Below are 22,136 nucleotides of genomic sequence, written 5' to 3'. Positions count from 1 at the left end.
ACAGGTGTGCTACCAATGCGGCTCCCCCAGCCGGCGCACCTTCGCCCAGTTCCTCGCAGCGGGGGCCGGACTGACTGTCCTGGCTGCCTGCACCCCGGAGGCACCCAAGGCGGCGGCGCCGTCGTCGTCCGCTGCTTCCTCCGCTTCCCTCTCCCCTACCGCCGCTACTGCTTCGGCCAGTACGACGGCGGAAACGGCCACCGTGGGCCAGTCACCGGAGGCGCCGTCCCCCACGCCCTCCCCGTCAGCTACCCTGGCGCGGCAGTTCTCGCTCGATGACCCGGCCAGCCCGTGGGTGATCGTGAACAAGCACCGGCCGCTGAAGCCCGCGGACTACGTGCCGGCTGATCTGGTGCGTCCCGCCGTCGCCATTTCTGCCTCCGGTGAAGCAGCGCTCCTGAACAGCACGACGGCGGCAGCGGCCGAGGCGATGTTCGCAGCGGCCGCACGGGACGGCGTGGCAATTGTCCTGGCCAGCGGCTACCGCTCGTACAGCACGCAGGTGACCACCTACCACGGGTACGTCGCGGCGCGCGGACAGGCCGACGCGGACACCGCCAGCGCGCGGCCCGGCCACTCGGAGCACCAGACGGGGTGGGCGTTCGACATTGGTGACGGCGGCGGGGCGTGCAGCTTTGAGCCGTGCTTCGCCGACCAGCCGGCGGCCACATGGGCGAAGGCGAACGGGCACCGGTTCGGATTCGTGGTGCGCTATCCGTGGATGCTGCACCCCATCACGGGGTACTACTACGAGCCATGGCACCTGCGGTACGTGGGAGTAGAGGCGGCCACGGACATGTTGAACCGCGGCATCGGTACTCTGGAAGAGTACTTTGGCCTGGAGGCGGCGCCCGCGTACCTGTAATGCCGGTGCGCTAGGTTGGAGTCCATGCTTAGTGGATTCAAGAACTTCATCATGAAGGGCAACGTTGTGGACCTGGCGGTCGCCGTTGTCATGGGTACTGCGTTCGGCGCGGTGGTGACGGCGCTGGTGAACAAGGTGCTGATGCCCTTCGTTTCCGGCTTGGTAGGTGCGCCCAATTTCGACAGCTTCGCGCGGGTTGAGCTGAACGGCAATGCCATCGAGTTCGGGGTGCTGCTCACCGCGGTGGTGAACTTCCTGCTGATCGCCGCTGCCATCTATTTTGTGGTGGTGATGCCGATGAACCTGATGATCGAGCGCCGCAACCGCCGGCTGGGGATCAATAAGGATGTAAAGAAGGATGCCGCCGAGGATCCGCAGGTGGCGCTGCTGACCGAGATCCGGGATGCACTGAAGGAACGTTCGCTGTAAGTCTTCCTGTTGAACGCGAAGTTGCCCGTCTCCTTCTGGGAGGCGGGCCACTTTTCTTGATGGGTCTAGTTAGAGGCGAGTTCCAATGCGAGCTCGGTCCGGACCACCTGGGCAAGGTGTTCGGGCGATGGACTGGGCCCACACCGCTCTCGTCAAGGCCCGGATGCCCTGGTGAACAGCGCGGTTTGCTCAGGATCGGGACAATTTATGGGAAATTCCCCCGATTGAGTCCCTGAGTCCTATTAGGCTCAGTGCACCGCCGCCTTAATGGGGAGGCCGCGGAACCTTGGCTGCAGATGTTGGGTCTGCAACTATCTGGAAGGCCTTTTATGAAACTTCGCCAGCAGTCAGCGTCAATTGATATTGAACGGGTAATCCTGGTCCCAATCATGGCGCTCTTGTTGTTGTGGGCGGTCTCCGCACTGTTTTCAGGCCCGAAGGTGGCTTCCACTTCTGCCTTTGTCACCGGTTTGCAAGTCTCCTACCAGGTACTGATGACTGTCTTCTATCTGATGGCGGTCTACTTCCTTTTGACCAGGAATTCCGCAAGCGCCCGGAGTGGACGCATTGCTCCCACAGTTGCGGCATACGTTGGAACCTTCCTGCCGTTCCTGCTCGCATTTGCGGGCGGGTCGGAAGTGTCGGAAGGTCTGGCATTGTTTGCGGTGGGGCTGATGACCCTGGGGATGGTTTTCACTGTCTGGTCCCTGATGACGCTCGGCAAGAGTTTCGGCGTCGAGCCCCAGGTAAGGACGCTCGTGCAGCATGGCCCCTATCGGCTGATCCGTAACCCTCTCTACGTCGGAGAGATGATCACTCTGGCTGGGGCGGTGTGCTTTAGCCCCACCTTGTTGAAGGCGGCAATGCTCGTGCTACTGGCAGCCGTCCAGGCGTACCGGGCAATTCAGGAGGAACAGCTCCTGGCGGAAAACTTGCCCGAATATGGGGCATACAAGCTGCGGACTGCGCGGTTCGTGCCCGGTCTCTTCTGACGCGTACTCCTGGTACTACCCGCACTGCGTGTCGACTCACCGAATGTGGCCCGTCTCCCTTCTGGGAGGCGGGCCACATTTCTTTGTTGCGCTAGTTGGAGGCGAGCTCCAGGGCGAGCTCCGTCCGGACCACCTGCGCAAGGTGTTCAGCGATGGACTGGGCGGTTTCCTCGTCCGCCGCCTCCACCATGACACGGACCACGGGCTCGGTGCCGGAGGGGCGGAGCAGGACGCGGCCGGTGTCGCCCAGCGCGGCTTCAGCTGCCGCCACGGCCTGGGCCAGGACGTCGTTGCTGCTCACGCGGCTGCGGTCGACGCCCTTGACGTTGATGAGTACCTGCGGCAGCTTCGTCATGACCGTAGCGAGTTCCTTGAGCGGCTTCCCGGTCAAGGCCACCTGCGCGGCGAGCTGGAGGCCGGTGAGGAGGCCGTCGCCCGTGGTTGCGTGGTCGGAGAAGATCACGTGGCCGGACTGCTCGCCGCCCAGGTTGTAGCCGCCGTCGCGCATGCCTTCCAGGACGTAACGGTCCCCCACGGCGGTTTCCACGATGGTGATGCCGGCGTCGCGGAGGGCGATCTTGAGGCCCAGGTTGCTCATGACGGTGGCCACCAGGACGTCGTCCCTCAGCTTGCCGGACTTCTTGAGCGCTACGGCGAGAATGGCCATGATCTGGTCACCGTCCACCTCGTTGCCCTCGTGGTCCACGGCAAGGCAGCGGTCGGCGTCGCCGTCGTGGGCGACCCCGAGGTTGGCGCCGTACTTGACCACTGCTTCCTTGAGCGGGCCGAGGTGGGTGGAGCCCACACCGTCGTTGATGTTGAGGCCGTCTGGATCCGCACCGATGACGATGACGTCTGCGCCGGCGTCCTTGAAGAGCTGCGGTGAGCAGCCGCTGGCGGCACCGTTGGCGCAATCCAGCACCACGGTGAGGCCATCCAGGCGGTGCGGGAGGGTGCGGAGCAGGTGGACGATGTAGCGGTCTTCGGCGTCCGAGAAGCGCTGGATGCGGCCCACGTCGGCTCCGGTGGGCCGGACGGCTTCCTTGCTCATCTGGGCCTCGATGGCGTCCTCCACCTCGTCGGGCAGTTTCTGGCCGCCGCGGGCGAAGAACTTGATGCCGTTGTCAGGCGCCGGGTTGTGGGAAGCGGAAATCATGACGCCAAAGTCCGCGTCCAGATCCGCCACGAGGTAGGCGGCGGCGGGAGTGGGCAGGACACCTGCGTCATAGACGTCGATGCCTGAGCTGGAGAGGCCGGCCTCCACTGCGGCGGCAATGAACTCGCCGCTGGCGCGGGGGTCACGGGCCAGCACGGCGCGGGGCCTAGCTCCGTTTGCAGCGCGGTCATGACCGAGCACGACGGCGGCCGCCTGGGCCAACTGCAGGGCGAGTTCTGCTGTCAGCAGGCCGTTGGCCAGCCCCCGGACACCATCTGTTCCAAATAATCTAGACACCGGTCAAGTGTAGAGGATGGTGTTGCCGCGGCTTTAAACGGCTGGCCAGCAGCTTGTTTCCGGCCGCTTTGGGGTGTCCAGCGCGGACAGAAAGCGCGCTCAAGGGGCTGCAGCTTCCTATAACGGCAAAAGCCCGCCCCGCCAAACGGCGGGACGGGCTTCGGCGTAAGCAAATTTAGCGCTTGGAGTACTGCTGAGCCTTGCGGGCCTTCTTGAGACCGGCCTTCTTACGCTCGATGACACGGGCGTCGCGGGACAGGTACCCGGCCTTCTTCAGGGTGGGGCGGTTGTTCTCGACATCGATCTCGTTCAGCGAACGGGCGATGCCGAGGCGCAGGGCACCGGCCTGGCCGGAGATGCCGCCACCGTGGATGCGGGCGATGACGTCGTAGGCGCCTTCCAGATCAAGGATCTTGAAGGGCTCGTTGACGTCCTGCTGGTGCAGCTTGTTCGGGAAGTAGTTCGCCAGCTCGCGGCCGTTGATGGTCCACTTGCCGGTGCCCGGCACGACGCGGACGCGTGCAACGGCTTCCTTGCGGCGGCCAACAGCTGCGCCGGCAACGGTCAGGGCCGGACGCTCCTTCTTGGGAGCAGCTTCAGCAGCTGAGCTCTCAGAGGTGTAGCTGGTCAGGTTTTCCTCGGCCTCGACGACCTCGGTGGTCTCTTCGTTCTGAGCCACGATTCTCCTTGTATAGATAAGTTGTTTGGTGGCCAGGACTACTGGGCGACCTGGGTGATTTCGAAAGTCTTGGGCTGCTGGGCAGCGTGCGGGTGCTCAGCACCGCGGTACACCTTCAGCTTGCCCAGCTGCTGGGCAGCGAGGGAGTTCTTGGGGAGCATGCCCTTGATGGCCTTCTCAACGGCGCGGACCGGGTTGGATTCCAGCAGTTCCGCGTAGTTGACGGAGGTCAGGCCGCCCGGGTAGCCGGAGTGGCGGTATGCGCGCTTCTGCTCCAGCTTGGCGCCGGTCAGGGCTACCTTTTCGGCGTTGATGATGATGACAAAGTCGCCCATGTCCATGTGGGATGCGAAAGTGGCCTTGTGCTTGCCGCGCAGCAGGATTGCGGTCTGGCTTGCAAGACGACCAAGGACAACGTCGGTGGCGTCAATGACGTGCCACTGGCGGTTGATATCGCCGGGCTTCGGGGTGTACGTACGCACGGTGTTTGCCTCGTTCTTGTTCTGGCGTTCTTGTTTAGGTGTCGCTAGCTCGCGCACCTACTGTCTGCGCGCTACCGGAACAGAGGTGAGGGCTCCATGTAACCAGTCATCCTGAAGTTCCGAATGTGCACGTTGAGTAGTTATCCTGCAACCGGATCCTCAAGCGGGCACGCACCATCGGAATAGGACACGCACAACGACTACCAAGATTAGCGCGTTAGGTGGTTCGGGGTCAAAATGAGGTAGCCGGAGGCCGCTGGGGCCGTGTCGGCCCAATCCAAAGCAGGGGGATGCAGTGTTGTCAGCGGGAAACGGGAACTCCATGGACTTGCCACTGGTCCTGGGTTTCGCCCTCTTAGGATGCATCCTCTCCCCCATCGCCGAGGTCCTGATCGCCAGGCTGCTTCCCAGGCTTGGCGACATGCCACGTTTCCAGACCCGACTTACGACGGCGGCCGTCACCGGTATCGCATGCGCCGCCTTTGCCCTACATTTTGGGGATACTTTCGGTCTTCCAGCCTTCCTATTCCTTGCGATATTAGGCGTGCAGCTGGCACGCATAGATGTAGCACTCCACCTGCTGCCCAACCCCCTCGTCCTGATGCTATTGGCCGGCGGTCTTTTACTGCTTTTATTGTCATCGATATTTGGTAAGCAATCTGATGATTTTCTTCGCGCAGCCCTCGGTGCCGTCATTTTGTTTGCGGGTTACCTGATTTTGGGACTTATTTCGCCCGGTGGCATCGGAATGGGCGACGTGAAGCTCGCTGCGCCTGTCGGCCTTTACTTGGGGTACCTAGGCTGGAGCCAACTCCTCTATGGCGGCCTCCTAGGGTTCATTTTGAATGGCCTGGTCACCGTGCTTGCGCTTAGCAAAAAGGGCCGGAATAAAGCCACCGAAGTGCCACACGGCCCCTCGATGCTCGGCGCCCTCGCCGCAGTCACGTTCTTCATCGGCTAGCAAACCCAACCGATTATCGACCCGCAAGCCCACGCTGCATCAACCGCAGCAAGTAGCCCACCGGTACATCTGAACTCTGACTGAGTACTCAACCGCGTATTCAAGTACGTACTTTTGTCGCCTGCCAAAAAATTCGAGTACCGCTACCCATTGTTGCCCATGCCCCCCAGTGACAATCTCTTCTTAGCGAAGCCCAGCCGCTAAAGAGTTTACGGGGGCAGCTGGGAAATTCGTTGAAATCTAAAGTAAGTCCAATTTCACCGAATTAAGGAAAATGCAATGACTTCTCTCATGGTCTCAATGACTGCCTTCATCGCCGGCATCAAGGAACGCTTGGGTCGGGAAGAGAAGGGAGCAACGATGGTTGAGTACGGCATCATGGTCGCCCTCATCGCAGTGGTGGTCATCGTCGCTATCGGACCTCTCGGCATTGCCATCCGCGGCATGTTCGAAAATATCACCGCTGGCATCTAGTTCATCCTGATCAGTGACTGGCTCGCAACCTGGCTTGATTCATTGCCAGCGCCTCTCCCGGGCCAGTTTCTGAACACGCGTCATTGAGGCCTCATATAGGCTGCGCGCCCCGCCAGGGTCCTGACCAACTTCGGGGTCCGGGGCTTGCTGGCCTGACGATCTCACCTCTGCGGTTCTTCGGGGCCGCCCGCGCCCTGTTCCCAGACGGATTCAGCGCCCAAGGCATGTTTGCTCTCGCTTTTGTTCCCGGTTCACCTTTGCACCGGCTGGGCGAGGCCACGCCTTGGGCGCTTTCGTCGTTGGGGGCCCGCGGCGAACCTCGGCACCGCATGGTTCTGCTCGCGCCGGCTACTTCGTAAGAGTATGCGCGTGTCCGGGTCGACGACCATGCAGGCCAGGGCGTGCCGAGAATAAACATCCACGCGACCGTCGAGAAAGGGCTGTTCACCGGCTCTCGATAGCCAGTGAACAGCATCTACCTCTCGGATCATCGTGCAAATCTGCGTCCTGCACCTGCTGCTCCCGGCGATAAAATCCGTCTCCCACCTGGGCACGCAAAGCCACGCCCCCTTTTCTACATCTCGCCCACGCCAATGGCGGTCTGTTCTGTCGTTGCCCAGGCACGCTCAAGGATTGACCACTACAAGTAGTCGGGCGGGTGCCTGCAGAAGGTGCCTGAGTACTTCGCACCGTATTCGAGTACGGCTCTTTAAGGCACCGCTAAAAAGTCGAGTACTACTACGCATTGTTGCCCATGCCCCCCAGTGACAATCTCTTCTTAGCGAAGTCCAGCCGCTGAAAGCTTTACGGGGGCAGCTGGAAATTCGTTGAAATAAAAGGAAAATCCAATTTCACCGAATTAAGGAAAATGCAATGACTTCTCTCATGGTCTCAATGACTGCTTTCATCGCCGGCATCAAGGATCGCTTCGGTCGGGAAGAGAAGGGAGCAACGATGGTTGAGTACGGCATCATGGTCGCCCTCATCGCAGTGGTGGTCATCGTCGCTATCGGCCCTTTGGGCATCGCCATCCGCGGCATGTTCCAAAACATCACGGCCGGAATCTAGCTCACCCAGACAGACGGCCGGCTTCGAAGCCCCTGTGGGTTCGGAGCCGGCCGCCTCCATTAGAGGCCCCTCTAAAACCTCATATTTGCGTAATTCGGCCTGGGAGACGGTTTTGAAAGCGAAACGAAAAGAGCGCGGCGCGGTCGCCGTCGAGATGGCAATGCTACTGCCACTACTGCTTCTCGTAGTGATGGGAACAATCGAATTTGGCCGGGTACTGAATGTGCAAATTTCTATGACCCAGGCTGCGAGGGAGGGCGCACGCTACGCCGCCATCCACTATCAAGATCCCGGATTGAACGTGACGTCAGCTACCCTGGCCGCCGCGCCATCGCTTTCCGGCCTCCCCGTTGCCGTAACGAACAACGCAGGCAGCTGTGCGGCCGGTGCCAACGTGACAGTGACCACCAGGGTGACATTGCCTTCACTCTCGGGATTTTTGGATGCCGGCTTCTTCGGCGCCCCGGGCATCTTTCCGATGACCCTCACAGGAGTAGGAGTTATGAGATGCGGCGGATAGATCACATGCGAGCGCGCAGTGAGCAACGGACCTCCCAGGGAGAAGGGGATGAGCGAGGCGCCGCAGCTGTTGTTGTGGCACTCGTTTTAGTCGTCCTCCTCGGCTTTGCGGCCTTGGCCGTGGATGTCGGAGCCATGTACGCCGAAAAGGCTCAGTTACAGAACGGAGCGGACTCGGCGGCCTTGGCAGTTGCGAATCAGTGCGCCAAAGGCTCCTGCGGGGATTCGTCCGGAACCGGGAACCTGTTTGCGAACAGCAATGCCAATGACGGCACCAGCGGATCCACAGTCACATTTCCCAACTCGACTACGGTCCACGTAGAAACAAAGGCCCGGGCGGCCGGATCAACGACTGACGGATTTGGCCTGTTCTTTGCCCGCGTAATGGGTTTCAACACCACGCAGATCCGCGCGACCGCGGAAGCGTCCTGGGGCGCAGTCTCCGGTGCCACCAGCTTCCCGTGGACCATGAGCGATTGCGTCTTCAAGAAGAACCTCACCGCCTCACAGCTGGCGGAGTTCAACTCAACGGGAACCTTCACCGGAGATCCCATCCCTAACCACCTCACGCTTCGTTACGACGAGAACACACCCCCGTACCCGGGCTGCGCGGCCCAGAACGGATATGCACCGGGAGGCTTCGGTTGGCTCGACGCTGGCACTGACTGCTCCGCCACGATCGATGCCGGTACCGCCGTTGTCGGCAGCAAACCTGGAATTTCCCTGCCAAACGTATGCTCCAGCATGCCATCCACTATTAAGGGCACGACAGTCTTGGTTCCTGTCTTTTCATCGGCTGTCTCGCTCAACAACGGCAACAACACCCAATACACGATTGTGGGGTTCCTGGCCTTCAAGGTCACTGGCTACAAGTTCAGCGGCAGCGTCCAGGACCTCGACCCGCTTGCGCCAGCCTGCAGTGGAAACTGCCGTGCAGTCCAGGGGTACTTCACTCGCTTTGTGTCCCTTGCCGAGGGGTTGTCTACGAGCAACATTCCCAACTACGGCGGCTCCGAGGTGTACCTCAAGAACTAACCGCGCGGGACGTTCCCCGCTAATCGACACAAACCCATTGCAAAGGAGTACCCACAGTGAAATCTCGCCTACTGGGAGGCATTGCAGCACTGGTGCTGGCAATCATTGGAACTGCCCTGTTGGTCGTCTATGTCCAGGGCGCCGACGCTAGAGCTGCACAGGGGCTCAACCCCGTGAAAGTTCTTGTCGTCAAGGAGGCCGTCCCTGCCGGCACCAAGGTTGAAGACTTGGGCGGCAAGGTCAAGGTCGAAGAGCTTCCGCAGTCTGCCGTTCCGGCAGCTGCACTGGAAAGCCTGGATGGCCAGACGGGACGTGTTACCGCCTCCGCCCTGCAACCCGGCGAACAGCTGCTTGCACCAAAGCTGGTGGACCCGAAGGAACTGGTACCGGGCACCGTGCCTGTGCCGGACGGCCTTCAGGAGGTTACATTCCTCCTGGCCCCGGAGCGGATCCTGGGCGGCCGCCTGGAAGCCGGAGACGTGGTTACGGTGTACAGCTCGTTCAAAACTGACGACAACATGCCCGCCGACGCCAATGTCCCAGCCGAAGTGAAGGGCTGGAAGCAGTCCACCGGGCTGCTGTTCCACGACGTGCTGGTCACTGCCGTCCAAAAAGCCGCACCCGATGACAGCAAGAGCCCGTCCAACTCCTCCGGTGATTCAACGGTGGCCATGCCGAATGGTTCTGCCTTTGTGACGGTGGCCAGGAGCGACGCGGACGCCGCAAAGATGGTCTTCGGGGCGGAATACGGCACACTGTGGCTCTCGAAGCAGACCGACAAGAGCACCAAGACGCAGCCTCCCGTCACGACCTTTGGTGGGCTGTACCGGTGAGTCGCTTTGTAGCCATAACCGGGGTGCGGGACTTCGAGTCCCGAGTGCGGGAAGCGGTATCAACTGCCCTCCATGGAGATCTGGAAACACTCAGCCCGGCCATTCTGTCGGGAGGGCCGGAGGACGTATTCCGGCAGCTGACAGGGGCACCGCCTGAGGTTCTTATCCTGGGTCCAGGCGTCAGCGAAGAAGACGCGCTGAAACTGGCGACCGTCTTTGACCTCCAGTATCCGGAGATCAGCCTCCTCCTGGTCGCTGAACCCTCCCCTGAGTTGGTGCTCCGTGCCATGCACTCAGGTATTCGGGACGTGTTGAAGCCAGATATCGAGGTCAACGACCTAAGGGTCCTGCTCGAACGGGCCTGCCTGGCATCTGCCAGCCGCCGGCGGGGAATGTCGTTGCCCACGGACCCAGGGCAGGAACGGGGCCGGGTTATCGCCGTCATGTCGCCCAAGGGCGGAGTTGGCAAGACGACAGTCGCCACCAACCTCGCGGTGGGATTGGGCAAAGTAGCGCCGATGAGCGTCGTCCTCGTCGATCTGGACCTCCAGTTCGGTGATGTTGCATCCGGTTTGTTGCTCGAACCCGAGCACTCCATCACCGATGCCGTTCATGGCATCGCCTCCCAGGACTCCATGGTTCTCAAGGCATTCCTAACCGTTCACCCGGCCGGGATTTACGCGCTTTGTGCTCCCCGGACTCCGGCTGAAGCCGATTACATCACCGGCGAGCACGTAGGCCGGCTGCTCGAGCAACTGGCCAGTGAATTCAAATATGTCGTGGTGGATACCGCTCCGGGCCTGGGCGAGCACGTCCTCGCCACGTTGGAACAGGCCACTGACGGGGTTTGGGTCTGCGGGATGGACGTTCCAAGTGTCCGAGGGTTGCGAAAGTGCTTTGGAGTACTGAAAGAACTGCAACTGATGCCCCAGGGACGGCACACCATCCTCAACTTTGCGGACCGCAAAAGCGGACTCTCGGTCCAGGACGTGGAAGCCACGGTTGGCGTCCCTGTTGACGCTGTCATCCCTCGCTCCCGGACGCTCCCGTTTTCGACGAATCGCGGCATACCGGTTCTCCAAGCGTCGACGAGGGATGCCGCGGCCAAAGGGCTGAAGAAGCTCGTAGATCGGTTTGATCCCGAGTGGGTATCCTCCCCACGCACCAAGCTGCACCGAAGGGTGGTTGTGTCATGAAACTCTCAGATAGGCTCGCTGGCTCTCAAGGCAATTCCGACGGGTCAAACGCCACACCGACCAACGGCCGTACGCTCTCTGAAATGTCGAAGACAGGCACCCAACCTGAAAGCACATCCTTTCCTCCGGTCGGTGCCCCGGTTCCAGGTTCGCCGCTGGGTGGCAACCTCGCAGCACCCCCTATCGACGCGCTTGCCGGGCTCAAACAAAGGGCTGCCCTGGCACTCTTTGATCGTCTCGGCACGCGCTTCGGCGACACGTCGTCGTCCGACGAGGAACTGCGGACCATAGCCGTCGATGAACTTTCAGCAGTCATCGACGACGAGCAGGTGCCACTTTCGCCCGAAGAACGCCGCAGGCTCATCCGTGAAATTGCGGACGAAGTCATGGGGTACGGTCCCCTGCAGAAGCTGCTCGAGGACCCGTCCGTGACGGAAATTATGGTCAACAAGTACGACCAGATCTACATCGAGCGCAACGGCCACTTGAGCCTGACCGGATCGCAATTCAGCTCCGATGACCACCTCCGAAAAGTGATAGACCGCATCGTTTCGAGGGTGGGCCGGCGCATCGATGAATCGTCGCCGCTGGTGGACGCCCGGCTTGAGGACGGTTCGCGCGTCAACGCGATCATTCCTCCGCTGGCGGTCAACGGGCCTTCGTTGACCATCAGGAAGTTCAGCCACGTACCCCTTACAGTCCGGAACCTCATCGACTGGGGCTCCCTGACCCCGGAGATGGCTGAATTGCTCAGTGCGTGTGTCCAGGCCAGGCTGAACATCATCGTTTCCGGCGGAACGGGTACAGGCAAAACCACCTTGCTCAACGTACTGTCATCCTTCATCCCCGAAGACGACCGCATTGTCACCATCGAGGATGCAGTGGAACTCCAGTTGCAGCAGGAGCACGTGGTCCGATTGGAAAGCCGGCCGCCGAATATTGAAGGAAAAGGCGCTGTAGGGATTCGGGAACTTGTCCGTAACTCCCTTCGCATGCGTCCGGACCGCATCATCGTCGGCGAGGTCCGGGGCGGCGAGTCCCTGGACATGCTGCAGGCAATGAACACAGGCCACGACGGATCGCTTTCCACGGTTCATGCCAATTCTCCCCGGGACGCCATTGCCCGCTTGGAGACTCTGGTCCTCATGGCGGGAATGGACCTGCCCCTGAGGGCTATCCGCGAACAGGTTTCATCGGCAGTGGACCTCATCATCCAGGTCACTCGCCTGCGTGATGGCAGCCGCAGGGTCACGCACGTCACGGAAGTCCAAGGCATGGAAGGTGACATTGTCACCCTGCAGGACGCGTTCCTCTTCGACTACTCAGCAGGCGTTGACCAGCACGGGAGATTCCTGGGCAAGCCAATCCCCACGGGCATCCGCCCCAGGTTCCTTGACCGGTTCTCAGAGCTCGGCATCAATGTCTCCCCAGCCGTGTTCGGGGCCGCTGTTCCGGCCGGCAGGAGGTAGGCCGATGGACTCGCCCCTGGTTTTCGCCGGCGCCATCAGTCTGTGCTTTGGCGCCCTGCTGATCCTGGTGATAGTTGTCCTCAGGCCCCGGTATGCCGCCATTCCGCTCCAGCGCCGCAGGCCTGACGGGCAGCCGGATCCGTCCACGCTGTCAAGATTTTCGGAATCAGCGGCCAACGCGATGGACGGCTTGATCGGGAAGTCCGGCGGCCCCTTCAGCCGCGAGCTTCTCTATAACGCCGGCGTGAAAATGACGCCTGCAGAATTCAGCGCCTTCGTAGCCGCGGTGACCGTAGCTGTTGGCCTGCTTTCCAGCCTCGCTACCAATCTCGGGTTCGGAATCCTGCTAGCGGTGGCGACGCCGTTCGTGGCAAGGTTGGTGCTCACAGTTCGACGGGACAAGCGCCGGAGTAAATTCGATGCGCAACTGATCGGCTCCATCCAAATGCTGATAGGTGGGTTGCGTGCCGGCCACAGCGTTATGCGGGCAATCGAAGCCGCAGCAAGCGAGTCCGAGGCGCCCACATCCGAGGAACTGACCAGGATCGTCAACGAGACACGAATCGGCAAAGATGCCCGGGAAGCGATCGATGACTCCGCCACTCGGATGGACAGCGAAGATTTCCGGTGGATTGGGCAGGCCATCCAGATTAACCGCGAAGTCGGCGGAGACCTCGCGGAAGTCCTGGACCAAGTCGCCGGCACGATCCGCGAGCGCAGCGAAATCAAGGGTCACGTGCGGTCACTAAGCGCGGAAGGGAAGATGTCCGCTTACATACTTATGGCGTTGCCGGTTGGGGTCGCGTTCTTCGTCGGAATGGTCAACCCGGGCTACTTGGACGTCTTTGTCCAGAAACCGATCGGCTGGTTCCTGCTGGGCCTCAGTGCACTGATGTTCATCATCGGCGGCTTCTGGATGAGCCGCATCGTCAAGATCAAGTTCTAAGGATCAAACATGACTCCAATCGCTTGGTTGATTATCGCCACGGTTATCCTTCCTCTCACCTATTTCGTGTGGTCTTGGGCCACACTGGACCGAAAAGGGGCCCTCGCGATCCGGGGAAACCTTGCGCGCGGCTTCAACGTTGGAGGTCGCGAGGCCGTACATCAGGCGCCCGTGCTCCTGGGAATATCAAAAAGACTTACGCCAGGCAGCTACGAGGCCAAACTGGACCACTGGCTTTCATTGGCCGGACGTCCGGCGTCCATGCCGCTGGATAAGTTGATCGTCTCCAAACCTCTACTGTCCCTTGCCGGTGCGCTGGCAGGAATCGTCGTACTCACCAACTCGTTTACTTCGATGAACGTCGCAGTGGCGATCTTTATGATGATTTTCTTCTATTTTGTCCCGGATCTGCTGGTCTACAACAAGGCGATCAAGCGGCAGGAAGAGATTGAGCTGGAACTGCCCAACACCCTGGACCAAATGCTGATCTCTGTGGAAGCTGGGCTTGGCTTCGAATCAGCTATGGCCCGGGCAGGCTCCTATGGCGGAGGACCTCTGGCCCAAGAGCTAGTGCGTACCTTGCAGGATATTCAAGTTGGCAGGCCCCGGCACGAAGCCTACGAGGCGATGGCCGCCAGGACTTCAGTGCAGGACTTGAAGGGCTTCGTAAGGGCAGTCGTGCAGGCCGATAAGTATGGCATCGGTATCGCCAAAGTCCTCCGTGCACAGGCCAAAGATGCCCGCGTAAAACGCCGGCAGCGTGCAGAAGAAAAAGCGATGAAGCTCCCGGTGAAGGTCTTGTTCCCCCTGATTTTCTTCATCTTTCCCGTGCTGTTCATCGTTCTGTTGGGGCCAGCCGCCGTCAACATCATCGAGGCCTTCAGCCGTGTTTGAAAGAAGCAAGTAACGCGCCTCGAGGCGCCATTAGACCGGACCCCCTCGGCACCCAGAACCGAGGGGGTCCTTTTTGTGTGCCTGCAAGTAGGGAAAGCCCAGCTTCAGCCCGCTAAAAGCCAAGGAAAAGCGCAGGAAGTGTGCACGGCGCAAAGGCTTTGCGCAGGATGTTGCAAGATCGGGTCAACGCCGGATCAAGCGTTGCTAACTTCGATTCAGTGCTGGTGCAGGGCCAGCCAATCCGTCTCGCTCAGGAGTACAGAATGCTTTCTCTCTACACCAACTTCATGATTCGCCTCCGCAACAGCGAAAAGGGCGCAACCGCCGTCGAATACGGCATCATGGTCGCCCTCATCGCCGTTGTCATCATCGTCGCCGTTTCGCTGCTCGGCAACAACCTCACGGGACTCTTCAACAATGTGGCAGGAAAAGTTTCCCCCACTGGCGGCGCGACCGCAGTCGCCACCCCGTAGTACCACCCCGCGCGCCGTTCCGGACCCCATATCGAAACGGCCATACTCTGCCCGGCAGAAACAAGCAATCCAAGAGGAGGTGCAGCAGGTGAAACGTGATTCGGAACGCGGCGCGGCCGCCGTCGAATTCGCGATCCTGCTGCCCCTCCTCTTGACGCTTGTGCTGGGGACCATTGAGTTCGGCCGGGCCTACAACGCCCAAATCACCCTGACCAACGCGGCCCGGGAGGGCGTGCGTGTCATGGCCATCAACAACAGCCCCACCGCTGCCGCAACCGCAGTTCAAAACGCTGCAGCATCGGTAAGTTCAACCCTTCCCTCATCAGCCGTCACCGTGAGCCCCACCACGTGCAGCACAGGCACCCAAGTGACGGTCACCGTCAAGTACACACTTGCCACCATCACCGGAATTGCCGGGCCGTTCGCGATGACAGGCAAAGGAGTCATGCTGTGCGGCGGCTGAATGCAGTCTTGCAAGCCGGCAAGACTACGAACGAACGCGGCGCCATTTCAGTGATCGTCGCCATCATGCTGGTGGTCCTGCTCGGCTCCGCGGCCATTGCTGTCGACGTAGGAGTGCTGTATTCGGAGCACGCCCAACTGCAGAACGGCGCAGACGCTGCCGCCATAGGTGTCGCCCAAAAATGCGCCCGGAACTCCGCGGACACCCAATGCACCACATCAACGTTGGCCGCCACGCTTGCCAACCAGAATGCGCTGGATGGCAGCAGCAACGTCCGCTCCATTGCCTTGGACACGACAGGCCGCAAGGTGGTCGTAAATACAACCGCCGCAGAGAACGGCGCACCCCCCGACTCTGTCTCGCTCTTTTTCGCTGACGTCCTGGGAATTCCGACGGCGAAGGTGGGGGCCAGGTCGTCCGCCGTCTGGGGCAGCCCCAAGGCCGGAACAACAGCGTTCCCCCTCGCCTTCTCCATCTGCCAAGTCAAGGGTTATGTGGACGGCGCCATTCAACTCCTCCAGGATCACGGTCAAAATGCCAATGCCTCCTGCAACTACGGGCCCTCCGGCGCGGCTGTTGCCGGAGGATATGGATGGTTGAAGCAAGACACCGGTAAGTGCGGTGCCACCATCGACCTCGCGGTGAGCGAAGGCGGCAGCGATCCCGGAAACAATGCTCCAAGTAACTGCGACGCCACGCTGAACAAGTGGGGCGCCGACATTACGGCTGGGCGAAAAGTTATCGTCCTGCTCCCCGTATACAACCAAATTACCGGCACCGGCAACGGAGCAATCTACAGCCTCATTTCATTTGCTGCATTCGATGTGACGGGCTGGAGGTTCAGCGGCGGCACAGGGCTTCCCTATGAATTCCAAAGCGCCAAGTCCACGACCACCGGCGTGACCACGGCAACCCAATGCACCGGGAACTGCCGAGGCGTGATCGGCAGGTTCGTGACCTACGTGTCGCTTGCCGACGGTTACACCCTTGGGCCCGTTGACCCGTACGGCGCCACCATCGTCCGTCTCGGCCTCTAGCACTACCCCCATCAGGAGAACAACGTGAAATCTCGCATGCTCGCCGGCACGGCCGCCGTAGCCCTGGCGCTTGTGGGAGCCCTTCTCATCATTGTCTACGCGAACGGTGCCGACGCACGCGCGATGGCCACTACCAACCCCAAGAAAGTGCTGGTCGTCCAAAAAGCCATCCCCGCCGGAACGCCGGTGAATGACATGACTGCCTCACTGGTCATTGAGGACGTTCCCGCGGCCGGTGTAGCCGCAACCGCCCTCACGTCGTTGGATGGTAAGGGGGGAACCGTTGCCGCGGTGGACCTGGTCCCCGGCGAACAGCTCCTCGCCGAACGTCTCGTTGCACCATCCGATGCGAAGAGCAGCAGTGCGGCCAAGGTGCCGGCCGGCTTGCAGGAAGTCACCTTCGAGCTGGAGCCAAAAAGGGTAGTAGGCGGGCGCCTTGAAGCCGGAGACCACATCGGCATCGGGTTCAGCTTTCCTCCCGGCGCGGACAAGAGCAAGCCTGGCGAGCCCACCACCCAGCTCACCCTCCGTAAGGTCCTGGTCACAGCCGTCCAGCGGGCACCGCAGGCAACCGCAAAGCCCACCGACGGCAGCAACCCCCAAGACACCACCCTCCCGCAGGGATCGTTCATGATCACCGTGGCAGTCAACGACATCGACGCCACCAAGATCATCTACTCCTCCAACAACGGTGACCTCTGGCTCACCAAGGAACCCCTCGACGCCCAGGACAACGGCGGCTTCATCGCCAGGAAGGACAACGTGTACAAATGAGCCGTTTCGTCCTCCTCTCCCCCAACGCCGAGTTCGACCAGAAGCTGCGCGCCGCCGTCGCCCACGGCCTGCGCGGCAGCGTGCAGACCATCGCCAGTGACATCCTCCCCGCAGGCCCGGCGGAACTGTTCGGCCTCCTCAACCAGGAGCAGCCCGAGGTCCTCATCATCGGCCCGGACGTTCCTTACGAAGAGGCGTTGCGGTTCGCCAAGGTCTTCGACGTCCAGCTCCCCGGCCTCAGCCTGGTCCTGGTCAGCGACGTGGACCCGGACTTCCTGCTGCACGCCATGCGCGCCGGCATCCGTGACATCCTCAGCCCGCAGGCGGACGCGGCTGAAATCAGGGTCCTGCTGGAGCGCGCCTGCCAGTCCTTCGCCACCCGCCACCGCGGTCCCGAACAGCAGCAGGCAGAAAACGGCAGGGGCCTGGTCATCGGCGTCTTCTCCCCCAAGGGCGGCGTGGGCAAAACCACGCTGGCCACCAACATCGCCATCGGCCTGGGCCAGATCGCGCCCATGAGCGTGGTCATCGTGGACCTGGACCTGCAGTTCGGGGACGTCGCCTCCGGCCTCTATCTCGACCCGCAGCACACGGTTACGGACGCCGTCACCCCGGCGGCCGCCCAGGACCCCCTGGTCCTCAAGGCCTTCCTCACCGTGCATCCCGCCGGCATCTACGCCCTGTGCGCCCCGCCCAACCCCGTGGACGCGGACCACATCACTCCGGAACAGGTCAGCCACCTGCTGGAACAGCTGGCCCAGGAATTCCAGTACGTGGTCATAGATACAGCCCCCGGGATGCCGGAAATCGGCCTCGCCGCCATGGAACAGTGCACCGACGTTGTGTGGGTCAGCGCCATGGACATCCCCAGCCTGCGCGGCCTCCGCTCCGGCCTGGAAGTCCTCCGCCAGCTGGACATCATGCCCGAATCCCGCCACGTGGTCCTGAACATGGCCGATGCCAAGGCAGGCCTGAACGTCCAGGACGTCGAATCCACCATCGGCGCGCCCGTGGACGTCAGCGTCCCCCGCTCACGTGCCGTGGCGCTGTCCACCAACCGCGGCATCCCCGTCCTCCAGGAATCGAAGAAAGACCCCGCCGTGAAAAGCCTCCGCCAGCTGGTGGAGCGCTTCAACCCGGCGTGGCGTACCCAGACCCAGCGGAAGCTTCACCGAAGGGTGGTTATCTGATGAAACTCTCCGAACGCATCAACGCGGCCCAAAGCCGCCAGTCGTCCGGCACCGCACTGCTCGAGTCCCCGCGCCCGGCCCCTTCGCCGGCCCCCGCGGAAAGCACCGAACGGCACCTTCCGGCGCATGCCGCCGTCGTGCAGTCAACGCACGACGCCGGCGCGCAGCAGGTGCCCACGGCACCCAAGGTGGACGTCTTCGCAGCCATGAAGGACAGGGCGGCCACCGCCCTGTTCGAGCGCATGGGAACGCGCTTCAACGATGCCGCCGTCACCGAGCAGGAGCTGCGGAGCACCGCCAAGGAGGAGCTCACCCGCATCGTCGACGCCGAACAGGTGCCGCTGACCCCTGAGGAACGCACCCGCCTGGTCCAGGACGTTGCCGACGACGTGCTGGGCTACGGGCCCCTCCAGCGCCTGCTGGACGACCCCGCCGTCACGGAAATCATGGTCAACCGGATGGACCAGATCTACGTGGAACGCAAGGGAAAGCTCACGCTCACCGAGTCCCGGTTCAGCTCCGAGGAGCACCTGCGCAAGGTCATCGAACGCATCGTGTCCAAGGTGGGCCGCCGCATCGACGAGTCCTCCCCGCTGGTGGACGCGCGCCTTGAGGACGGCTCCCGTGTCAACGCCGTCATCCCGCCGCTGGCCGTGGGCGGTTCCTCGCTGACCATCCGTAAGTTCAGCAAGACGCCGCTGACGGTCCGCAACCTGATCGACTTCGGCACCCTGACGCCGGAGATGGCCGAACTGCTGAACGCCTGCGTCAAAGCCAAGCTGAACATCATCGTCTCCGGCGGTACCGGCACGGGAAAGACCACGCTGCTCAACGTCCTGTCCTCATTCCTCCCGCACGACGAACGCATTGTCACCATCGAGGACGCCGTGGAGCTGCAGATCCAGCAGGACCACGTAGTCCGGCTGGAGAGCCGCCCGCCGAACACCGAAGGCAAGGGCGCGGTGACCATCCGCGAACTTCTCCGCAACTCCCTCCGTATGCGTCCCGACCGGATCGTGGTGGGTGAGGTCCGTGGCGGCGAGTCCCTGGACATGCTGCAGGCCATGAACACCGGCCACGACGGTTCCCTTTCCACCGTGCACTCCAACTCCCCCCGCGACGCCGTGGCCCGCCTCGAAACCCTGGTGCTGATGGCCGGCATGGACCTGCCGCTGCGCGCCATCCGCGAGCAGATCGCCTCCGCCGTGAACCTCATCGTCCAGATCTCCAGGCTCCGCGACGGCTCCCGCCGCATCACCCACGTCACCGAGGTGCAGGGCATGGAAGGCGACATCGTAACCCTGCAGGACGCCTTCGTCTTCGACTATTCCGCAGGCGTGGACGCCCAGGGACGGTTCCTTGGCCGCCCGGTTGCCACGGGCATCCGGCCGAGGTTCATCGACCGGTTCGAGGACCTGGGCATCCATGTGTCCCCCGCGGTATTTGCCACCCCGCTGGGTCCCGGCGCGAAGTAGGGACTGAGCCATGATCATCGCCATCGGAAGCGTCATCCTCCTGTCAGCCATCGTCCTGCTCGGGGTGGCCGTGCTCCTGCCGAGCGCGCCCTCGGTGCCGCTGGACCGCCGTCGTCCGTTTGAGCCCGAGCCGCCGTCCTCCCTCTCCCGCCTGGCCCTGTCCGGCGTCAAGTCCTTCGAACGGCTGCTCGCGGGGCGGAACGTTAAGCTCTTCTCCCGCGCGGAACTGGAGAACGCCGGCCTGCGCCTCAGCCAGGCCGAATTCTTCCTGCTGGTAGGCATCGGCGCCTGCGTTGGGATGCTGGTGGGCACCGTGACCGTGGGTCCCCTGGTGGGACTGCTGCTTGCCCTGCTGGCTCCGTTCGTGGGCAAACTGGTCCTGGGCTTCCTGGCCGGCAAACGCCGCACCGCCTTCGATGGGCAGCTGGGCGACACGCTGCAGCTGCTCTCCGGCGGTCTCCGGGCCGGTCACAGTATCCTGCGCGCCATCGACGCGGCGGCGGCTGAGTCCCAGAAGCCGACGTCGGAGGAGATGCGGCGGGTGATCACCGAAACCAGCTTGGGCCGTGACCTGCTCGCGGCCCTGAACGACACCGCCGACCGGATGAAGAACGAGGACTTCATCTGGATCTCCCAGGCCATCCAGATCAACCGCGAGGTAGGCGGCAACCTGGCCGAGGTGCTGGACCAGGTCAACGAGACCATCCGCGAGCGCGCGGAGATCAAGGGGCACATCAAGGCCCTTGCCGCGGAAGGCAAGTTCTCCGCGTACATCCTGATCGCCATGCCGTTCGGCATCGTGGCCATGCTGCTCGCCGTGAGCCCGAGCTACATGAACCCGATGTTCACCCATCCCCTGGGCTGGGTGATGATCGGCGCCTCGTTTGTCCTGATGACCATCGGCGCGCTGTGGATGCGCAAGATCATCGACCTGAAGTTCTGAGGACACCATGAACCTGATAGTTCTCCTCTCCGTCCTGCTGGTCTGTGTCCCGGTGGCGGCGCTGGCCTGGTCCGTCCTGACCGTGGACAAGCAGGGGCGCGTGGCTGTCACCGAATTGCTCTCCCGCGGCGCACCGGCTGTAGCTGTTGCTCCAACCGGAACACCGGCACGCCTGGAAGCCCTGGGCCGACGCCTCACTCCCCCGGCCTACGTCGCGTTCCTGGACAGGCTCTTGTCCCTCGCCGGCCGGCCTGCCTCCATGCCGCTGGGGAAGGTGCTGGGATCGAAGATCGGCCTTGGCGTGGCCGGTACTGCGGCTGGCCTCTATCTGACCTCCATCGGCAGCTCACCGATGATGAAACTCGCCGGGCTCTTCGTCGTGGTCCTCGGATACTTCATCCCTGACCTCCTCCTCTACAGCAAGGGCCAGGAGCGGCAAAAGGCGATGCAGCTGGAGCTGGCCAACACCCTGGACCAGATGCTCATCTCCGTGGAAGCCGGACTTGGTTTCGAAGGTGCCATGGCCCGCGCCGGCGAGAACGGCAAGGGCCCGCTCGCGGAGGAACTGGTCCGCACCCTGCAGGACATGCAGGTGGGACGCAGCCGCAGGGAGTCCTACATCGCCCTGGCCGAGCGGACCAATATTCCTGAGCTGCGCAGCTTTGTGCAGGCCGTGGTGCAGGCCGATACGTACGGCATCGCTATCAGCCGGGTACTGCGCGTCCAGGCCAAGGTCATGCGGGTCAAGCGGCGCCAGCGCGCCGAGGAAAAGGCCATGAAGCTGCCCGTCATGATCCTTTTCCCGCTGCTGTTCTTTATCTTCCCGGTCCTCTTCATCGCCATTCTGGGACCGGCCGTGATCAATACGGTGATGACCTTCAGCGGGCAGTAGCGCCTCCGCAGGGCGACGGCAAGTTTGCCTCAAGGTTTACACAGAATGATGACAAATAGGCCAACGACGGATTTCCAGGAAGTAGCCTTGAACAATGCACAGTACCGGTCCCGGTTCCAGCGGAAAGAGCCCCGCTGCGGACTCCCCGCTGCCCGGGGTCGCTCTACCTGCTCCTGCCGTTCCCGCTCCCAGCGTGGGGCCTTCGCTCGAGGCGGCGAATCTTTTGCCACTGATTGATACTGCAGTCCTGGACGAGCTTGAAGAGGAACTGGCCGGTACCGGACTGGCCCAGCGCTTCGCCCGCGACTACGCCGCCATGTGGGACCTGCGGCTAACCCGGCTGGGAACAGCCGTGGACAGCCAGGATGAAGACTCCGCCCTGGACGCCGTCATCAGCCTCAAGATCAGCTCCGCCATGGTGGGCGGCGTCAGGCTGGCCAGGCTCGCCGAACTCCTGGAAGGCCTGATCCGGCAGGGCGATTTTGCCCAGGGCCAAGCCATGATGGCCGGCGTGGCCCTGGACGGGGCACGCACGGTGTCCGAGCTGCAGGAAACCTACATCCTGGAAAAGGGCTGACCCCTCAGTTCCAGGAG

25 protein-coding genes are annotated in these 22,136 nt (G+C 62.2%); 22 read left to right on the top strand and 3 right to left on the bottom strand.

Features of this window, described 5'->3' with window-relative positions; all coding sequences use genetic code 11:
• The first annotated feature begins 4 nt into the window (after positions 1–4).
• From FBY30_RS12410 to FBY30_RS12400, 3 genes are all read left to right on the top strand, one after another.
• On the top strand, positions 5–865 hold the full coding sequence (locus FBY30_RS12410; RefSeq protein WP_142133123.1) for a M15 family metallopeptidase: 861 nt from the start codon (positions 5–7) through the stop codon (positions 863–865).
• A gap of 24 nt (positions 866–889) precedes the next feature.
• Positions 890–1,294 (top strand): large conductance mechanosensitive channel protein MscL, encoded by a 405-nt coding sequence (gene mscL, locus FBY30_RS12405; RefSeq protein WP_142133122.1) that lies wholly within the window; start codon positions 890–892, stop codon positions 1,292–1,294.
• Between the two features lie 329 nt (positions 1,295–1,623).
• Positions 1,624–2,286 (top strand): methyltransferase family protein, encoded by a 663-nt coding sequence (locus FBY30_RS12400; protein ID WP_160141468.1) that lies wholly within the window; start codon positions 1,624–1,626, stop codon positions 2,284–2,286.
• Between the two features lie 91 nt (positions 2,287–2,377).
• On the opposite strand, the gene glmM is transcribed toward FBY30_RS12400, so the two are convergent.
• The 3 genes from glmM to rplM all read right to left on the bottom strand — a co-directional run bounded on the left by glmM (position 2,378) and on the right by rplM (position 4,900).
• The gene (gene glmM / locus FBY30_RS12395) at positions 2,378–3,739 is read right to left on the bottom strand and encodes a phosphoglucosamine mutase (protein ID WP_142133120.1); all 1,362 of its coding nucleotides are present in this window, start codon (positions 3,737–3,739) and stop codon (positions 2,378–2,380) included.
• A gap of 175 nt (positions 3,740–3,914) precedes the next feature.
• A complete protein-coding gene (gene rpsI, locus FBY30_RS12390; RefSeq protein ID WP_142133119.1) occupies positions 3,915–4,418 on the bottom strand; it encodes a 30S ribosomal protein S9 in 504 nt (167 codons plus the stop codon).
• A gap of 38 nt (positions 4,419–4,456) precedes the next feature.
• Positions 4,457–4,900: a 50S ribosomal protein L13 gene (rplM, locus tag FBY30_RS12385; protein WP_015937805.1), complete on the bottom strand. Its 444-nt coding sequence runs from the start codon at positions 4,898–4,900 to the stop codon at positions 4,457–4,459.
• A gap of 322 nt (positions 4,901–5,222) precedes the next feature.
• Here rplM and FBY30_RS12380 point away from each other — a divergent pair, with 322 nt between their 5' ends.
• The 19 genes from FBY30_RS12380 to FBY30_RS12290 all read left to right on the top strand — a co-directional run bounded on the left by FBY30_RS12380 (position 5,223) and on the right by FBY30_RS12290 (position 22,119).
• On the top strand, positions 5,223–5,861 hold the full coding sequence (locus tag FBY30_RS12380; protein ID WP_142133118.1) for a prepilin peptidase: 639 nt from the start codon (positions 5,223–5,225) through the stop codon (positions 5,859–5,861).
• Positions 5,862–6,140: 279 nt separating this feature from the next.
• Positions 6,141–6,335, top strand: coding sequence for a Flp family type IVb pilin (locus FBY30_RS12375; protein ID WP_235009435.1), 195 nt, complete (start codon positions 6,141–6,143; stop codon positions 6,333–6,335).
• Positions 6,336–7,208: 873 nt separating this feature from the next.
• Positions 7,209–7,403: a Flp family type IVb pilin gene (locus FBY30_RS12370; protein ID WP_142133117.1), complete on the top strand. Its 195-nt coding sequence runs from the start codon at positions 7,209–7,211 to the stop codon at positions 7,401–7,403.
• A gap of 112 nt (positions 7,404–7,515) precedes the next feature.
• Positions 7,516–7,923, top strand: a complete 408-nt coding sequence (locus tag FBY30_RS12365) for a TadE/TadG family type IV pilus assembly protein (RefSeq protein ID WP_142133116.1) — start codon at positions 7,516–7,518, stop codon at positions 7,921–7,923.
• Positions 7,911–8,957 (top strand): pilus assembly protein TadG-related protein, encoded by a 1,047-nt coding sequence (locus FBY30_RS12360; protein WP_442858284.1) that lies wholly within the window; start codon positions 7,911–7,913, stop codon positions 8,955–8,957. Before FBY30_RS12365 ends, FBY30_RS12360 begins: the two co-directional genes overlap by 13 nt.
• 56 nt (positions 8,958–9,013) lie before the next feature.
• A complete protein-coding gene (cpaB, locus tag FBY30_RS12355; protein ID WP_142133114.1) occupies positions 9,014–9,790 on the top strand; it encodes a Flp pilus assembly protein CpaB in 777 nt (258 codons plus the stop codon).
• Positions 9,787–10,986: an AAA family ATPase gene (locus FBY30_RS12350; protein ID WP_142133113.1), complete on the top strand. Its 1,200-nt coding sequence runs from the start codon at positions 9,787–9,789 to the stop codon at positions 10,984–10,986. Before cpaB (FBY30_RS12355) ends, FBY30_RS12350 begins: the two co-directional genes overlap by 4 nt.
• Positions 10,983–12,455 (top strand): CpaF family protein, encoded by a 1,473-nt coding sequence (locus FBY30_RS12345; RefSeq protein ID WP_142133112.1) that lies wholly within the window; start codon positions 10,983–10,985, stop codon positions 12,453–12,455. Before FBY30_RS12350 ends, FBY30_RS12345 begins: the two co-directional genes overlap by 4 nt.
• A gap of 4 nt (positions 12,456–12,459) precedes the next feature.
• Positions 12,460–13,401 (top strand): type II secretion system F family protein, encoded by a 942-nt coding sequence (locus FBY30_RS12340; RefSeq protein ID WP_142133111.1) that lies wholly within the window; start codon positions 12,460–12,462, stop codon positions 13,399–13,401.
• Between the two features lie 9 nt (positions 13,402–13,410).
• Positions 13,411–14,295 (top strand): type II secretion system F family protein, encoded by an 885-nt coding sequence (locus FBY30_RS12335; protein ID WP_142133110.1) that lies wholly within the window; start codon positions 13,411–13,413, stop codon positions 14,293–14,295.
• A gap of 263 nt (positions 14,296–14,558) precedes the next feature.
• Positions 14,559–14,768, top strand: coding sequence for a Flp family type IVb pilin (locus FBY30_RS12330; protein ID WP_142133109.1), 210 nt, complete (start codon positions 14,559–14,561; stop codon positions 14,766–14,768).
• Between the two features lie 88 nt (positions 14,769–14,856).
• A complete protein-coding gene (locus tag FBY30_RS12325) occupies positions 14,857–15,231 on the top strand; it encodes a TadE/TadG family type IV pilus assembly protein (protein WP_142133108.1) in 375 nt (124 codons plus the stop codon).
• 8 nt (positions 15,232–15,239) lie between these two features.
• Positions 15,240–16,268 (top strand): TadE/TadG family type IV pilus assembly protein, encoded by a 1,029-nt coding sequence (locus FBY30_RS12320; RefSeq protein WP_268815696.1) that lies wholly within the window; start codon positions 15,240–15,242, stop codon positions 16,266–16,268.
• A 24-nt stretch (positions 16,269–16,292) separates the two neighbouring features.
• A complete protein-coding gene (gene cpaB, locus FBY30_RS12315; RefSeq protein ID WP_235009433.1) occupies positions 16,293–17,042 on the top strand; it encodes a Flp pilus assembly protein CpaB in 750 nt (249 codons plus the stop codon).
• Positions 17,039–18,232 carry an AAA family ATPase gene (locus tag FBY30_RS12310; RefSeq protein WP_142133107.1) on the top strand — a complete coding sequence of 398 codons (1,194 nt, stop codon included), beginning with the start codon at positions 17,039–17,041 and terminating at the stop codon, positions 18,230–18,232. Before cpaB (FBY30_RS12315) ends, FBY30_RS12310 begins: the two co-directional genes overlap by 4 nt.
• The gene (locus FBY30_RS12305; RefSeq protein WP_142133106.1) at positions 18,232–19,707 is read left to right on the top strand and encodes a CpaF family protein; all 1,476 of its coding nucleotides are present in this window, start codon (positions 18,232–18,234) and stop codon (positions 19,705–19,707) included. Before FBY30_RS12310 ends, FBY30_RS12305 begins: the two co-directional genes overlap by 1 nt.
• A 10-nt stretch (positions 19,708–19,717) precedes the next feature.
• Positions 19,718–20,650 carry a type II secretion system F family protein gene (locus tag FBY30_RS12300; protein ID WP_142133105.1) on the top strand — a complete coding sequence of 311 codons (933 nt, stop codon included), beginning with the start codon at positions 19,718–19,720 and terminating at the stop codon, positions 20,648–20,650.
• Positions 20,651–20,657: 7 nt separating this feature from the next.
• On the top strand, positions 20,658–21,542 hold the full coding sequence (locus FBY30_RS12295) for a type II secretion system F family protein (protein ID WP_142133104.1): 885 nt from the start codon (positions 20,658–20,660) through the stop codon (positions 21,540–21,542).
• Between the two features lie 94 nt (positions 21,543–21,636).
• Complete coding sequence (locus FBY30_RS12290; protein WP_142133103.1) at positions 21,637–22,119, top strand: Hpt domain-containing protein; 483 nt, start codon at positions 21,637–21,639, stop codon at positions 22,117–22,119.
• Positions 22,120–22,136 lie beyond the last annotated feature (17 nt).

It is taken from the genome of Arthrobacter sp. SLBN-83 (genome assembly GCF_006715285.1).
Classification (GTDB): Bacteria; Actinomycetota; Actinomycetes; order Actinomycetales; family Micrococcaceae; genus Arthrobacter.
Note: the sequence above shows the minus strand (reverse complement) of the source record. Positions and strands in the feature narration are given on the sequence as shown.

Excerpts from the sequence above, each read along its gene's own strand:
- mscL (WP_142133122.1), top strand. The coding sequence starts at position 890 with ATGCTTAGTGGATTCAAGAACTTCATCATGAAGGGCAACGTTGTGGAC.
- FBY30_RS12380 (WP_142133118.1), top strand. The coding sequence starts at position 5,223 with ATGGACTTGCCACTGGTCCTGGGTTTCGCCCTCTTAGGATGCATCCTC.
- FBY30_RS12305 (WP_142133106.1), top strand. The coding sequence starts at position 18,232 with ATGAAACTCTCCGAACGCATCAACGCGGCCCAAAGCCGCCAGTCGTCC.
- FBY30_RS12330 (WP_142133109.1), top strand. The coding sequence starts at position 14,559 with ATGCTTTCTCTCTACACCAACTTCATGATTCGCCTCCGCAACAGCGAA.
- FBY30_RS12375 (WP_235009435.1), top strand. The coding sequence starts at position 6,141 with ATGACTTCTCTCATGGTCTCAATGACTGCCTTCATCGCCGGCATCAAG.
- FBY30_RS12345 (WP_142133112.1), top strand. The coding sequence starts at position 10,983 with ATGAAACTCTCAGATAGGCTCGCTGGCTCTCAAGGCAATTCCGACGGG.
- FBY30_RS12335 (WP_142133110.1), top strand. The coding sequence starts at position 13,411 with ATGACTCCAATCGCTTGGTTGATTATCGCCACGGTTATCCTTCCTCTC.
- FBY30_RS12300 (WP_142133105.1), top strand. The coding sequence starts at position 19,718 with ATGATCATCGCCATCGGAAGCGTCATCCTCCTGTCAGCCATCGTCCTG.
- FBY30_RS12340 (WP_142133111.1), top strand. The coding sequence starts at position 12,460 with ATGGACTCGCCCCTGGTTTTCGCCGGCGCCATCAGTCTGTGCTTTGGC.
- FBY30_RS12290 (WP_142133103.1), top strand. The coding sequence starts at position 21,637 with ATGCACAGTACCGGTCCCGGTTCCAGCGGAAAGAGCCCCGCTGCGGAC.
- FBY30_RS12310 (WP_142133107.1), top strand. The coding sequence starts at position 17,039 with ATGAGCCGTTTCGTCCTCCTCTCCCCCAACGCCGAGTTCGACCAGAAG.
- FBY30_RS12360 (WP_442858284.1), top strand. The coding sequence starts at position 7,911 with ATGCGGCGGATAGATCACATGCGAGCGCGCAGTGAGCAACGGACCTCC.
- FBY30_RS12370 (WP_142133117.1), top strand. The coding sequence starts at position 7,209 with ATGACTTCTCTCATGGTCTCAATGACTGCTTTCATCGCCGGCATCAAG.
- FBY30_RS12400 (WP_160141468.1), top strand. The coding sequence starts at position 1,624 with ATGAAACTTCGCCAGCAGTCAGCGTCAATTGATATTGAACGGGTAATC.
- FBY30_RS12295 (WP_142133104.1), top strand. The coding sequence starts at position 20,658 with ATGAACCTGATAGTTCTCCTCTCCGTCCTGCTGGTCTGTGTCCCGGTG.